Here is a 13052-nt window from a genome sequence, read left to right as displayed (position 1 = left end):
GACAGCGGGACAGTTTGTCCGTCGCGCGCTGTCGAATGCGCCGTAACTTTCTGCTGTCCCCATCCGACCATCCAGTGTGGAGGCAGCGGAGATGAGTAGCAGCACCGCCCCCCGCGTCCGTCGTGCCGCTTCGTCCGGCATCGGTGAAGCGTCCGGGGAGGTTCTTCGCGACATCCCCCTGCCGCCGTACGTGACGGGCGAGGACACCCAGTTCGCCGTACGGGCGGTGGTGGTGCACGCCCCCCGACGGTGGTCCGGGGGCGTGGTCTGCCGTAACGATGCCAGCCCGCACCCGTGTCGCCTGCACCGCTGGGGCACCCGGGTGCTGGCGCTGCGCGGGTTGCGGGCCGCTGAGATCGCCGCGCTCATCGAACGTGGTGACCCGACGGCGGTGGTCCCCCCACCGGACCGTCCGGCCTGAGCGCTCGCTGGGCCGGGAGGCGCGTTCGCGCCTCCCGGCCGTCGCTCAGCAGGTGATCGGCTTGACCCAGGAGCACTCGACGCCCTCCGGGGTGCGCGGCGTCTCCGGCACCGCCGGCGGGGCCACCCGTGCCGTCGACGCACCACCCTCCCGGAAGCCGGCCAGCGCCACGGCGATCTGGTCCTCGAGCGACTTCACCGACGCCGTGAGGTAGTTGTTCAGCAGGATGGAGAACGCCAGCAGTCGACCATCGGCGCTGGTGACGTAGCCGGAGAGCCCGGAGACACCGGTCAGGCTGCCGGTCTTGGCGTGCACGTTGCCCGCGGCCGGCGTGCCGGCCATCCGGCTGCGCAGGGTGCCGCCCACGAACCGCTCGGGCTGACCGGCGATCGGCAGCGCCGCGTACCAGGTCGCGAACCACGGTTCGGCGCGGACGGCGCTCAGCAGGTCGACGAATTCCGCCGCCGGGATCAGGTTGCGCCGGGACAGCCCTGAGCCGTCACGCTGGCGCAGTCTCCCGGTGTCCATTCCGGTGTCGGCGACGTACTCGCTGATCGCTGTGAGACCGGCCGTCCAGGTGCCCGAGCCGGAGAGCACCCGGCCGATCTCCTTGGTCAACACCTCGGCGTGCCCGTTGTTGGACAGCTTCAAGAACGGCGTCATCAGCTCGCCCAGGCTCATCGAGTCGTGGCGCGCCACCGGGTCGGCCGTCTCCGGGGTGGGTTGGCCGAGCACGGTCCGGCCGAGCACCCGGACGCCGTGTCGGTGCAGCGCCGCCCGGAACACGTCGGCCGCGTAGCCGGTGGGTTCCCAGACGGTGACCCAGTCGCTGGCGGGCTCGTCGCCGACGGCGATCTGACCGGTCACCACGACCGTGTTGTCGCCGTGCTCGCGCTCGATCGAGATCGAGGTCTCGCCGTCGCTGACCGTCTGGGCGCGGTTGTCGACGCGGACGTGCCCGGTGGCAGGCGTGGTGGTGACCACCGGCGGTGCGCCGGCCCGGTCGGCCGGTGCGGCGTGCACGATCACGGTGCCCGCGTCGTAGTCGGTGTCCGGGGCGACTGTCAGCGCGGAGACCTGTGCGGCGTAGTAGTAGGGCTCGTCGTCCCAGGTCCAGTCGGGGCCGAGTCGGGTGCTGTCGTAGCGGGTGTCATCGGCGACCAGGTTTCCGGTGACCACCCGCACGCCGTCGGCGGCGACCTGTGCGGCGAGCGCGTCGTAGTCGGCGGCGAGCATTGTCGGATCGCCCCCGCCGCGCAGGTAGAGGTTGCCCGAGAGCAGGCCCGCACGGCGCTTGCCGCTGGCCCGTACGTCGGTGCTGAAGCGGTGGCCCGGGCCGAGCAGCTCAAGGGCGGCCGTCGAGGTCAGCAGCTTGGTGTTGGACGCCGGGACCAGCCGCCGGTCACCGTTGCGGTCGTAGAGCGTCTGTCCCGTGCTGGTGTCGACCACGACCACCGACGCCTGCGCGCCGCCCAACCGGGTGTCGGCGAGGATCGTGTCGATGGTGGCACGCAGGTGGGTCGTCGCGGGGGTGGGCGACTCGGCCGTGGCACCGGGCGCGGCTGCGGTGGCCGCTGTGGCGACCAGCGCGAGCAGTGCGAGGGCCCGGGGAAAGTGACGGCGATGCATCCGCTGATGCTGTCACGGAGATATTCGCCGGAGAAGGCCCTCAGGCGAAAGATATTGCCGTCTGGGCTACTTCGGCCCACCGACCGTCTTCTCGTGGCCACCCCAGTAGTGCCGCTGCGCCCCCATCACCAGGGGTGCGACCAGCGCGGCGAGCGCCCCACCGAGCAGCGGGAAGACGATGAACACCCAGAGCTGCCGCAGCGCCACGCCGCCCTCGAAGACCGCCGGACCGAACGCGCGGGCCGGATTGACCGCCGCGCCGGTCAGCGTCACGCCCACCAGTTGGGTCACGGCCAGGGCCAACCCGATGGCCAGCCCGGCGGTGCCCGGATTTTCGCTCCGACTCGTCACCACCAGCACGACCAGCACGAAGAGGAAGGTCAGCACGACTTCCAGTACGGCCGCGCCGCCCCGGTTGATGTGCGCGCCGTAACCGTTGGTGCCCAGGGCCCCGGTCTGGTCCGCGACGTCACCCCATCGGGTGAGCGCCCAGAGCACGAAGCCCGCGACGGTCGCGCCGACGAACTGCGCGATCCAGTACGCCACCGCCCCGAGCACCGAGATCTTGCCGGAGAGCAGCACACCGAGCGTCACCGCCGGGTTGACGTGGCTACCGGAGAGTGGGCCGATCGTGTAGACGAGGGCCACCATCACGAACCCGAAGGCCAGCGCCACCACCACCACGCCGCCCTGGACCCGTGCGGCGATCGCGCTGCCCACCCCGAAGAACACCAGCAGCAAGGTGCCGAGGAACTCTGCCGCGTACCGACGGAAGTCGCTCATTCACTCAGCGTAAGTGCAGGTCAGGTGGCCGAAGCCGGAATGGCCGTCTGTGATCGGCGCGACGGTCGAGGACGGGCACAGCGGTGACGTCCGGCGCGTTGTAGCCCACGTGGACACCCACTCCGCGGACGTCGTGGTGATCGGCGCCGGGCAGGCCGGCCTGAGCGCCGGCTATCACCTGCACCGCACCGGCTTCGCGCCCGGCAGCGGCTTCGTCATCCTCGACGCCGACAGCGGGCCCGGCGGCGCCTGGCAGCACCGCTGGCCGACGCTGGTCTTCGACCGCGTGCACGGCTTCCATGACCTGCCCGGGCTGCCGCTCCCACCCACCGAGCCGCATCGCCCGGCCTCCGAGCAGGTCAGCGCCTACTTCACCGCGTACGAGAGGGCCTTCGACCTGCCGGTGCGGCGGCCGGTGCGGGTCCGGGGGGTGCACTCCCGCCCGGATGGACGACTGGACGTGCACACCGACCGGGGCACCTGGACCGCCCGCGCCCTGATCAACGCCACCGGTACCTGGACCCGACCCTTCTGGCCGCACTACCCGGGCCGGTCGACGTTCCGGGGACGCCAGTTGCACACCGCCGACTACCGAGGACCGGCCGAGTTCGCCGGACTGCGCGTGGTGGTGGTCGGCGGCGGCACCTCGGCCGTCCAACTACTCGGCGAGGTCTCCACCGTCGCGGCGGCCACCACCTGGATGACCCGCCGGCCGCCGACGTTCAACGACGAGGAGTTCGGCCCGGAACTGGGTCGCGCCGCCGTGGCTCGGGTGGACCAGGCGGTCCGCTCCGGCCGTCCGCCGGGCAGTGTGGTGGGCGTGACCGGGCTTCCGGTCACCCCGGAGGTACGCCGACTGCGCGAGCGCGGCGTCCTCGACCGGCTACCCATGTTCGACCGGATCACGCCCGACGGGGTGGCCTGGACGGACGGACGGTTCGTGCCGGCGGACGTGATCCTCTGGTGCACCGGCTTCCGGGCGGCCATCGACCATCTCGCCCCGCTGGGGCTGCGCGCGCCGGGTGGCGGTATCACGATGGACGGCACCCGGGTGGTCGCCGACGCGCGGGTTCACCTGGTCGGGTACGGCCCCTCGGCCAGCACGATCGGCGCCAACCGGGCCGGCCGCGCGGCGGTCAACGAGATTCGCGCCTGGCTGGCGCCGGCCGCCGCTCTCCACTGACCTGGCTCTATTTGACGGATGGTCGGCCAGCGGGCACGGTGGGAGTGACGGGGCCGTCAGCTGCCCCGATTCGATGCGACGGCGATGACCGTTCGCCCCTCTGTCGCCTCCCACGTGTGCTCGTACGCGGGCCGACTGTCCGGTCCGCGCGGTATCCGACCGCGAGCCGACAACTCACGAGGAGTTCCATAAATGCTCACCATGACCGATAACGCCGTGCTCGTCATCCGTGACCTCGCCAACCAACAGGACGTCGCCCAGGACGGCGGTGTGCGTATCGCCGCCGACACCGAGGCGGGCTCGCTCACCGTCGAGCTGGTGCCCGAACCGGTGCAGGGCGATCGGGTGGTCGACAACCAGGGCGCCCGGATCTTCCTGGACGAGGACGCCGCCGAGCTGCTCGGCGACGCGTCGGTGGACGCCACCGTCGACGACGAGGGCATCATCCAGTTCGGCTTCACCGAGAAGCAGTAGACCCGGCCTCAGCGCAGCGATCGTCCCCGCTGCGGTGGACCCTGCCCGGGGTGCCACCGCGGCGCGCCGTCGCCGGCCGGGTGCAGCGGCGCGCCCTCGCCGGCCGGGTGCAACAGCGTGCCGAGCACGTGGGCCAGGTGGTGCGAGGTGCTCCACGCCGCCCAGTTGGCGGTCGAGCCGGCCCCGGCACCCCGGCGGGCCCGGCGCAGCAGCTCATGGTCACCCCAGGAGAAGGCCGCCCCACTGGTCGGCCAGTGTGGTGCCGACACCAGCGTGCGACACAGGTCGGCGAACCGGTCGTCGCCCCGGCCGCCGCGTCGCGCCCAGCGGTAGACCCACCAGCTGCCGTCGTCGGTGTAGCGCACTGTCGGCAACCGGTCGCCACTGTCACCGGTGCCCGGCCCGGCCGGGTGGACGCCGTAGTCGCCGTAGTCGACACCGGCGTCGGCCAGTCGTCGCCACAGTTGCCAGTCCCAACGGTCGAGCTGGACCGGCTCGTCGGTGGGCAACCGGGACAGCGTCGGCGGCATGCCGCCCGCAGCCACCGTCACCGACCGCCAGGCGTGTCGGCGCGCCCAGTCCAGCAGGTGGCGTACCCGGGGCTCGGCGGTCCGCACGTCCGCCGGGCAGCAGACGTCCCCCGCGTCCACCAGCAGGTCGCACTCCTCCGGGGCGAGGTCGGTGAACCGCCAGATCCGTTCCACGGCTGTGGTGCTCGCGTCCGGCCCGGCCCGGTCCCGGCCGGCCCGCAGCCGGACGAGCGCGCGCCGGCCGTACGCCCGCGCCGCCGCGCCGTGCGCGACCAGCCGGTGGTCGCTCTCGGAGAGCCCGATCACCGGCACCACCGGTACGCCCCAACGGGTCAGCTCCGCCTCGGGGATGTCGGGCAGTGCGCTGACGTCGATGGCGGGCAGCAGCCCGGATGGCAACCGGCGAATGGCGTCCATCGTGGACCGACCGATTGCGCCGATCTCCAGGATCGGGGCGACGAGTGCGGCGTACGCGGGATCGAGGTGGCTCAGGGCCTCAAGCTCGCCTCGTCGGCTGGCGAGGATGGGGCGGTAGACCGGTGCCGCCGCCCGGCCCCCGTGGGCGGGCACCATACTTCAATCTAGCCAGGCATATGCACATGCCCCAGGAATGTAAGCCGGAATTCGGCTGCTCGACTGTCGGTTCGGCGACTACGATCCACCGATGCTTACGCCGATTCACCGTTACCAATCCGACGAAGAGGACAGCGCGCGGTGGATTGGTTTCCCGTTCCGTAACGGCGACATCGTGATCAGCACCCGGTCCAAGAGCGGCACCACCTGGATGCAGATGATCTGTGCGCTCCTGGTGCTTCGTACCCCGGAGCTGCCGGTGCCGCTGACAGTGCTGTCGCCGTGGCTGGACTGGTTGGGCGAGCCGCAGGCAACTGTGTACGACCGGCTGGCCGCCCAACCACACCGGCGGTTCATCAAGACGCACACCCCGCTGGACGGGGTGCCGCTCGACCCTCGGGCGCACTACGTGGTGGTGGCCCGGCACCCGCTGGACATGGCGGTCTCCCTCTACCACCAGAGCGCCAACCTGGACCGGGCGCGCATCGCCGAGCTGACCGGCCAACCCACCCCGGCCGGGCCACCCCGGGAGCGGCCTGGAGTGCGGGAGTGGTTGCTGAGCTGGGTCGACCGGGAGGTGGACCCCCACGCCGAGCTGGATTCGCTGCCGGGTGTGCTGATGCACCTCGGTGACGCGTGGGCCCGCCGGCACGAGCCGAACGTCGAGCTTGTGCACTACGACGACCTGTTGGCCGATCTGGGCGGTGAGATGCGCCGGCTGGCCGACCTGTGGAAACTCCCGAGCCCGGGGCCGGAGTTGGTCGAGGCGGCCACCTTCGGTCGCATGCGGGAGCGCGCCGACCGGCTCGCACCGGACACGCTCGGCGTGCTGCGTGACCGGCAGGCGTTCTTTCGCCGGGGAGGCTCAGGCCAGGGACGCGACCTGCTGGACGAGGCCGGTCTGGCCCGCTATCAGCAACGGGTCGCGGCGCTGGCCCCACCCGACCTGCTCACCTGGCTGCACCGCTAGGCCCACAGGCCCACAGGAGCGCGCGGCGCCGCTCCGCGATCGGAACGTCGCCGCGCTCTGGCCGTCTCCCACCACCGCAGCCGTTCGGCGGTACGCCGGCGGGGACCTGGCTCGACCGGCCGTTTGCGCCGGTCAGGGTTGTCGATCCCCGGTCCGCGTGGATCCAAACCCCCCGGCCGTGGGGAATTCCACCATTCGCCAGTCCCGGCGTGGCGCGCCTCCGGACGGGGTATGAGCGTGGACATGGAGCATTTCACTATCGCGACTGTCGCCGAGAAGAGCCCGGATTTCCGGCGCGTGCTGTGGACTGGTGAGCACACCCAGCTGGTCATCATGACCATCCCCGCCGATGGGGAGATCGGCGAGGAGGTGCACGAGGACATCGACCAGATCCTCACCTTCGTGAGCGGCGTCGGCGAGGCGCGGGTCGCCGGCGCGAAGCGGAAGGTCGTCGCGGGCGACCTGGTAGTGGTGCCGGCGGGCACCAAGCACAACTTCGTCAACACCGGCCCCAACCCGCTTGTGCTGTACACGGTCTACGGGCCGCCGGAGCACGCCGACAAGGCCGTGCACAAGACCAAGGAAGAGGCCGACGCGGCCGAGGCGGCGGGCGAGGACGAGCCGCCGACCGAGTGATCCGTCCGGCCTGATCCTTGCCGATGCGGGTACCCCCGGCGGGTGGAGCAGCAGCCGGAGATCTCCGACTACGGGTTTCTCTCGGACTCTCGTTCGGGTGCCCTGGTCGGCAAGGACGGCTCGATCGACTGGTGGTGCCCGCACCGGTTCGACGGGGCGTCCGTGTTCGCGCGGTTGCTCGACCCGCGAGCCGGCCACTTCCGGCTCGCGCCGGTCGGGGTCGGCGGCCCGGGTCACCGGGTGGAGCGCGCGTACCTGCCGGACACGTTGGTGCTGCGGACGGTGCACCACACCCCGCACGGCAGCGTGGCGGTCACCGACGCGCTGGCCGCCGAGGTCGGCGCCCGCGCCCACGAGCTGGGCAAGAACTCACCCGCAGTGCTGATCCGGGTGGTGGAGGGGCTCTCCGGGCGGGTACGGATGGCGTTGGACTTCGCGCCCCGCCCGGAGTACGGCCTGCTCACGCCGTACCTGCACGAGCAGCCGGACGGCGGGGTGCTGGCCGGCGCCGGCCCGGTGGTGCTGATGTTGCGCGCCGGGGGTCTGCACCTGCGGGCGGGCACCGACCGGGTGACCCACGAGTTCGAGGTCTCCGCCGGTCAGGTGATCGGGATGGACCTCGCGTTCGGCGAGGCGTACGGCAACCCGCCGGCCCGGGTGGACCCGCTGACCACCCTCGCCGAGACGACGGAGGCGTGGCAGGCGTTCCGGGAGACGCACGGGTACTCCGGCCGCTACCCCGAACTCGTCAAACACAGCTCGACGGTCCTGACCGGCCTCACGTACGCCCGCAGTGGCGCTGTCGCCGCCGCGCTGACCTCCTCGTTGCCGGAGCAGATCGGCGGCGAGCGGAACTACGACTACCGCTACTCCTGGTTGCGGGACTTCTCGTTGACCATGCGGGCTCTCTGGGTGGCGGCCTGCCCCGACGAGACGTCCCGGCTGTTCGCCTGGGCGACCCGCTCGATCGGCCGGTTCGGCGACGAGCCCGTGCCGGTGCTCTTCGGGCTGGAGGGGGAGCGCGACCTCTCCGAGCACCACTGCAACCACCTGCGCGGCTACCGCGACAGTCGACCCGTGCGGGTCGGCAACGACGCCTGGCGGCAGCGGCAGCTCGACGTGCCGGGTGAGGTGATGTCGGCGGTGTGGCGGCTGCGCGACTACCTGGGCGCTCGGTTCGAGGACGAGCTGCGGGAGATGGTGCTCGGGCTGACCGAGCAGGTGGCCGCGACGTGGCACCTGCCGGACCGGGGGATCTGGGAGACCCGCGACGAGGAGCGCCACTACGTCTCGTCCAAGGTGTCCTGCTGGTTGACGATGGACCGGGCGGTGGGGCTCGCCGACCGGCTCGGTGACCGGGCCGACCCCCGTCGTTGGGCGCGGGTACGCGACGAGATCCGCGACACCGTGCTGCGCGAGGGGTGGAACGAACGGATCGGGGCGTTCACCGGCGCGTTCGGATCGGCGGAGCTGGACGCCTCGGTGCTCGCCCTGCCGGTCACGCACTTCCTGCCGGCCACCGACCCGCGGATGCGCTCGACGATCGCGATGGTCGAGCGCGAGTTGGGCACCGAGGACGGCCTGCTGCGGCGCTGGACGACCGACCCGGCCGGATTCCTGCTGTGCTCGTTCTGGCTGGTGGAGTGCCTGGTGATGACGGGTGAGCCGCAGCGCGCAGAGGCGCTCTTCGAGCGGGTCGTCGGGTACGCCAACGACGTGGGGCTGTTCAGCGAGCAGATCGACCTCACCACCGGCGCGCAGCTCGGCAACACCCCGCAGGCGCTCTCGCACATCGGGCTGATCAACGCGGCCTGGCGGATCACCGAGCCGGAGAGCTACTGATCGGTCGGCGTTTCCGTCAGGGCCGGAATCCTGCAACAGACCTGCAAGCGCCAGGCATTGACGCTGATGGTTGGACAGTCCTAGCCTCGAAGGAGTGGGAAAGCCCTTTCCCAGGGCTTTGATCCCGCTTCACCCCGCCTCGGATCCGGGCGTCCGACGGGGGGCGCACACCGATCCCGTTCAGCGCAGCACGCCGTGCCGACACGTCTCGGTACGGCCGCCGAGGGATCACCACCACATGCGTCAAGGAGGACACCTGTGCACAAAATGCGAATCTCCGGCCGCCGACCACTCCTGCTGGCGGTGGGCGCCGGGGTGACCGCGGCGGCCCTCGCCGCCGGCATGACCTCGGCCTTCGCGGCCACCGTCTTCAGCGACGACTTCAGCGACGGCGACACCTCCGGCTGGTCCAAGTCCGGCGGCACCTGGACCGTCGACGGCTCCGGCGTGCTCAACCAGTCCAACGCCGGCAGCGAGGCGGCCCGCCAGTTCGCCGGCCAGACCAGCTGGACCAACTACTCAGTGCAGGCCCGGGTCAGGCCGACGAGCTTCGGCTCGTCCAGCGCCCTGGTCGGGCTGGCCGCCCGATCCACCAGCAGCACCAAGATGTACCGGCTGGCCCTGCTCGGCTCCGGCCGGGCCGAGCTCCAGGCGGTCAATGGCAGCTCCGTCACGGCGATCGGTTCCGCCGCGCTGGGCGTCGGCACCGGCACCTGGTACACACTGCGCATCGAGACCAGCGGCAGCACCATCCGCGGCTTCGTCAACGGCACCCAGATCGCGTCCGGCAGCAACAGCCTGGCCGGTGCGGGCCGGATCGGCCTGGTCACCGCGTACGCCAGCGGCGGCTTCGACGACGTGTCTGTCGACTCGTCCGGCGGCGGCACCCCGACCACTCCGCCACCGACGACCACTCCGCCACCCACCACTGCGCCGCCGACCACCACACCCCCGCCGGCTGGCTGGCCGACACCCACCGGCAGCCAGAAGGTGGACGCCACGATCCCCGTCTCCGGCTCGTTCGACGGTGGGCTCAAGCGCTACTACGGCATCGGTGACGGCGGGCAGAGCGAGAGCCAGGACCCGATGTTCGAGCTGGCCGCGGGCGCCACCCTGCGCAACGTGATCATCGGTGCTCCGGCCGGCGACGGCGTGCACTGCGAGGGCAACTGCACCCTGATCAACGTCTGGTGGGAGGACGTCGGCGAGGACGCGGCGACCTTCCGCGGCGGCACCACGTACACAGTCGACGGCGGCGGGGCCCGCTCCGCCAGCGACAAGGTCTTCCAGCACAACGGCTCGGGCACCGTCTACATCAAGAACTTCCGGGTGGAGAACGCCGGCAAGCTCTACCGCGCCTGCGGCAACTGCTCCACGTCGTACCAGCGACACGTGGTGATCGACAACGTGATCGTCCGGAACACCGACGCGATCGCCGGCATCAACACCAACTGGGGCGACACCGCCCGGTTCAGCCGGATCACCATCGTCGGCGACCCGAACCGGGAGACCTCGATCTGCGTGAAGTACAAGGGCGTGCCGAAGGGCAGCGAGCCGACCGAGATCGGCGAGGGCGCCGACGGCGTCAACTGCCTCTACTCGCCCTCGGACATCACCTACCAGTAGACCGGCACGACGGCGCCCCGCGTACCGCCCGGTCCGCGGGGCGCCGTCACCTCACCTGATCAGGGGTACGCCGGAAACGTCGACAGTGTCCGGATACTTCAGCCCGGCACCGGTGTTGAGCACCACCACCCGTTCGCCGGCCCGGATCCACCCGCCCGCGCGCAGTTGCCGGGCCGCCGTGAGGCAGGCCGCCCCCTCCGGGCAGAGCAGCAGCCCCTCCCGGGCGGCGAAGTCCCGCAGATCGGCCAGGATGTCCGCGTCGTCGACGGCGACCGCCGTGCCGGAGGACTCCCGCAGCGCCGCCAGGATCAGCTCGTCGCCCAGCGGGGCCGGCACAGTGATGCCGAACGCCACGGTGTGCGCGTCCGCCCACGGCTGCGCCCGATCCTCGCCGGCGGCGAAGGCCCGCACGATCGGCGCGCAGCCGGTGGACTGCACCGCGACCAGCCGGGGCAGCTTGTCGCCGATCCAGCCCAGCTCGCGCAGCTCGTGCAGCGCCTTGTGGATGCCGATCAGGCCGACCCCGCCACCGGTCGGATAGATGATCACGTCCGGCGTCTGCCAGCCGAGCTGCTCGACGATCTCGTACCCCATCGTCTTCTTGCCCTCCAGCCGGTAGGGCTCGCGCAGCGTGCCGGCGTCGAAGATCGCCCCGTTCGACTCAGCGATCAACTCGGCCACCCGCCGACCGGCGTCGCCGATCAGCCCGTCGATCAGGCGCAGGTCGGCACCGGCGGCAACGCACTCGCGCCGGCAGATGCTCGGCGCCTCCAGCGGCATGACGATTGTCGCGCCCATGCCGGCCCGCGCGGCGTACGTGGCCCAGGCCGACCCCGCGTTGCCGTTGGTGGGCATCGCGATCCGCTCGACGCCCAGCTCGCGGGCCCGGCTCACCCCGACCGCCGCGCCCCGGGCCTTGAACGAGCCGGTCGGGATCAGCCCCTCGTCCTTGACCATCAGGTCCGCGATGCCGATCTCGGTGCCGTACGCCGGAGCCCGCAACAGCGGCGTCCAGCCCTCACCCAGCGTGGTGACGTGCCGAGGGTCGGCGACCGGCAGCAATTCCCGGTAGCGCCACAGGTCGGCCGGGCGCAGCGGAAAGCGTTCCGGGGTGACCACCTTCGCCACGGCCGGCAGGTCGTAGCGGGCCAGCAGCGGCGACCCGCACTCGCAGAGATTCTGTAACCGGTCGGCGGCGTACTCCTTGCCGCAGCGCGGGCAGTCCAGGTGAGTCAGGTACACGTCGCTCCTCGCCGTCACACCGCGTCGATGCTCAGCCAGTGCCGGCTGCGCCGCCCCGGCTGGTAGACCGAGTCCAGTCGCTTGGCGACCACGCCCGGCAGGCCCTGTTCCCGCCCGGCACGCAGGGCCTCGTCGCCCGCGCCCGGGAACCACGGCGGAGTCTGCCAGTGCGTACCGGACAAGACCAGCCCATCGAGCAGCTCCCGGCGTTGCGCGTACGGCACGTCGACGCTGCTCACGCCCTCCAGCCAGAGCAGGTCGACGATCAGATACTGGGCGCCGGCGGGAACCCGGCTGCCGGTGGCCGGCCGGACCGGGCGGACCCGCCCGGCACCGTCGATGCGGACCAGCACACCGTCGAGCACCGCCTCGGTGGGCGCGAGCGCCTCGGCCATCGCGCGCAGCCACGGATACCCGCCGGTGATCTCCTCGTCGGTCTCGGAGAGCAGCCGCAGTCGCCCGCCGGAGACGTACGCCATCGCCCGGACGCCGTCCCAGCGCAGCTCGTACCCCCAGGCGGCGCGGTCGCGGGGGAGCCCGGCGGCGGGAGTGGTGTGCATCGGTCGGACCAGATCCGGCATCGGCGTCCAGCCCGGTGGCGCGGGGTCGGTGCGGCGGACCATCCAGTCCCGTCCTCCAGTGGCGAAGAGGACGTAGCGGCCGGCGGTCCGCTCACCGGAGAGCGTCACGATCACCTCGTCGTCGCGCCACTTCTCGCAGCGGTAGGTGCCCCGGTCGTGGATCAGCATCCGGCCGCCGCCGTACTCACCGGCGGGGATCTCACCGGCGAAGTCGAGGTACTCCATCGGGTGGTCCTCGGTGTGCACGGCGAGGTGGTTGCGACCCGGATCGCGGGGCAGGCCGCGTGGCACCGCCCAGGACGCGAGCACGCCCTCGTGTTCCAGGCGCAGGTCCCAGTGCAGGCTGCGGGCGTGGTGCTGCTGGATGACGAAGCGGGCGGCGTCGGCGTCGGGGCCGGGCGACGTCGGGCTCGCCGACGGCACCGGCTCGGGTGTACGGGCCGCGTCCCGCCGTCGCCGGTACTCGTCCAGCCGGTCGGTCACACATTCATTCTCCGGCAATCCGGACCGGTGCGCTGGAGGCCGGAGTGTCCGGTTCACTCGGCGGCCGCGGGCGCGGCGG

At 71.9% G+C, this 13052-nt stretch carries 12 protein-coding genes; 7 read left to right on the top strand and 5 right to left on the bottom strand.

The genetic code is table 11. The features are described from left to right. Nucleotides 1-91 precede the first annotated feature (91 nt). A complete protein-coding gene (locus OG598_RS21365; protein WP_328650766.1) occupies nucleotides 92-421 on the top strand; it encodes a hypothetical protein in 330 nt (109 codons plus the stop codon). 45 nt (nucleotides 422-466) lie between these two features. Here the strand turns inward: OG598_RS21365 and dacB are convergent, their stop codons facing one another. Then, a complete protein-coding gene (gene dacB / locus OG598_RS21360; RefSeq protein ID WP_328650765.1) occupies nucleotides 467-2050 on the bottom strand; it encodes a D-alanyl-D-alanine carboxypeptidase/D-alanyl-D-alanine endopeptidase in 1584 nt (527 codons plus the stop codon). A 66-nt stretch (nucleotides 2051-2116) separates the two neighbouring features. Further along, nucleotides 2117-2833 (bottom strand): MIP/aquaporin family protein, encoded by a 717-nt coding sequence (locus OG598_RS21355; protein WP_328650764.1) that lies wholly within the window; start codon nucleotides 2831-2833, stop codon nucleotides 2117-2119. A 109-nt stretch (nucleotides 2834-2942) separates the two neighbouring features. Here OG598_RS21355 and OG598_RS21350 point away from each other — a divergent pair, with 109 nt between their 5' ends. Next, a complete protein-coding gene (locus tag OG598_RS21350; protein WP_328650763.1) occupies nucleotides 2943-4016 on the top strand; it encodes an NAD(P)-binding domain-containing protein in 1074 nt (357 codons plus the stop codon). 192 nt (nucleotides 4017-4208) lie between these two features. Next, entirely contained in the window at nucleotides 4209-4490 is a 282-nt protein-coding gene (locus tag OG598_RS21345; RefSeq protein ID WP_091393621.1) for an adhesin, read from the top strand. 8 nt (nucleotides 4491-4498) lie between these two features. Here OG598_RS21345 and OG598_RS21340 read toward each other — a convergent pair whose 3' ends face one another. Further along, complete coding sequence (locus OG598_RS21340) at nucleotides 4499-5593, bottom strand: beta family protein (RefSeq protein WP_328650762.1); 1095 nt, start codon at nucleotides 5591-5593, stop codon at nucleotides 4499-4501. A gap of 91 nt (nucleotides 5594-5684) precedes the next feature. Between OG598_RS21340 and OG598_RS21335 the strand changes: the two genes are divergently transcribed. The 4 genes from OG598_RS21335 (at nucleotide 5685) to OG598_RS21320 (ending at nucleotide 10667) form a co-directional block, all read left to right on the top strand. Continuing rightward, on the top strand, nucleotides 5685-6563 hold the full coding sequence (locus OG598_RS21335) for a sulfotransferase domain-containing protein (protein WP_328650761.1): 879 nt from the start codon (nucleotides 5685-5687) through the stop codon (nucleotides 6561-6563). Between the two features lie 243 nt (nucleotides 6564-6806). Continuing rightward, a complete protein-coding gene (locus OG598_RS21330; RefSeq protein WP_091397116.1) occupies nucleotides 6807-7199 on the top strand; it encodes a cupin domain-containing protein in 393 nt (130 codons plus the stop codon). Nucleotides 7200-7241: 42 nt separating this feature from the next. Then, on the top strand, nucleotides 7242-9041 hold the full coding sequence (locus OG598_RS21325; RefSeq protein WP_328650760.1) for a glycoside hydrolase family 15 protein: 1800 nt from the start codon (nucleotides 7242-7244) through the stop codon (nucleotides 9039-9041). 267 nt (nucleotides 9042-9308) lie between these two features. Continuing rightward, the gene (locus OG598_RS21320) at nucleotides 9309-10667 is read left to right on the top strand and encodes a pectate lyase (RefSeq protein WP_328655397.1); all 1359 of its coding nucleotides are present in this window, start codon (nucleotides 9309-9311) and stop codon (nucleotides 10665-10667) included. 51 nt (nucleotides 10668-10718) lie between these two features. Here the strand turns inward: OG598_RS21320 and OG598_RS21315 are convergent, their stop codons facing one another. Continuing rightward, the gene (locus OG598_RS21315) at nucleotides 10719-11909 is read right to left on the bottom strand and encodes a threonine synthase (protein WP_328650759.1); all 1191 of its coding nucleotides are present in this window, start codon (nucleotides 11907-11909) and stop codon (nucleotides 10719-10721) included. Nucleotides 11910-11923: 14 nt separating this feature from the next. Further along, nucleotides 11924-12973 carry a DNA polymerase ligase N-terminal domain-containing protein gene (locus tag OG598_RS21310; RefSeq protein ID WP_328650758.1) on the bottom strand — a complete coding sequence of 350 codons (1050 nt, stop codon included), beginning with the start codon at nucleotides 12971-12973 and terminating at the stop codon, nucleotides 11924-11926. Nucleotides 12974-13052 lie beyond the last annotated feature (79 nt).

Source organism: Micromonospora sp. NBC_00330, from assembly GCF_036136635.1.
Taxonomy (GTDB): Bacteria; Actinomycetota; Actinomycetes; order Mycobacteriales; family Micromonosporaceae; genus Micromonospora; species Micromonospora salmantinae.
Note: the sequence above shows the minus strand (reverse complement) of the source record. Positions and strands in the feature narration are given on the sequence as shown.

What these genes read in the sequence shown, in the direction of transcription:
- OG598_RS21365 (WP_328650766.1), top strand. Translation starts at nt 92, where the DNA reads ATGAGTAGCAGCACCGCCCCCCGCGTCCGTCGTGCCGCTTCGTCCGGC.
- dacB (WP_328650765.1), bottom strand. Translation starts at nt 2,050, where the DNA reads ATGCATCGCCGTCACTTTCCCCGGGCCCTCGCACTGCTCGCGCTGGTC.
- OG598_RS21355 (WP_328650764.1), bottom strand. Translation starts at nt 2,833, where the DNA reads ATGAGCGACTTCCGTCGGTACGCGGCAGAGTTCCTCGGCACCTTGCTG.
- OG598_RS21345 (WP_091393621.1), top strand. Translation starts at nt 4,209, where the DNA reads ATGCTCACCATGACCGATAACGCCGTGCTCGTCATCCGTGACCTCGCC.
- OG598_RS21340 (WP_328650762.1), bottom strand. Translation starts at nt 5,593, where the DNA reads ATGGTGCCCGCCCACGGGGGCCGGGCGGCGGCACCGGTCTACCGCCCC.
- OG598_RS21335 (WP_328650761.1), top strand. Translation starts at nt 5,685, where the DNA reads ATGCTTACGCCGATTCACCGTTACCAATCCGACGAAGAGGACAGCGCG.
- OG598_RS21330 (WP_091397116.1), top strand. Translation starts at nt 6,807, where the DNA reads ATGGAGCATTTCACTATCGCGACTGTCGCCGAGAAGAGCCCGGATTTC.
- OG598_RS21320 (WP_328655397.1), top strand. Translation starts at nt 9,309, where the DNA reads ATGCGAATCTCCGGCCGCCGACCACTCCTGCTGGCGGTGGGCGCCGGG.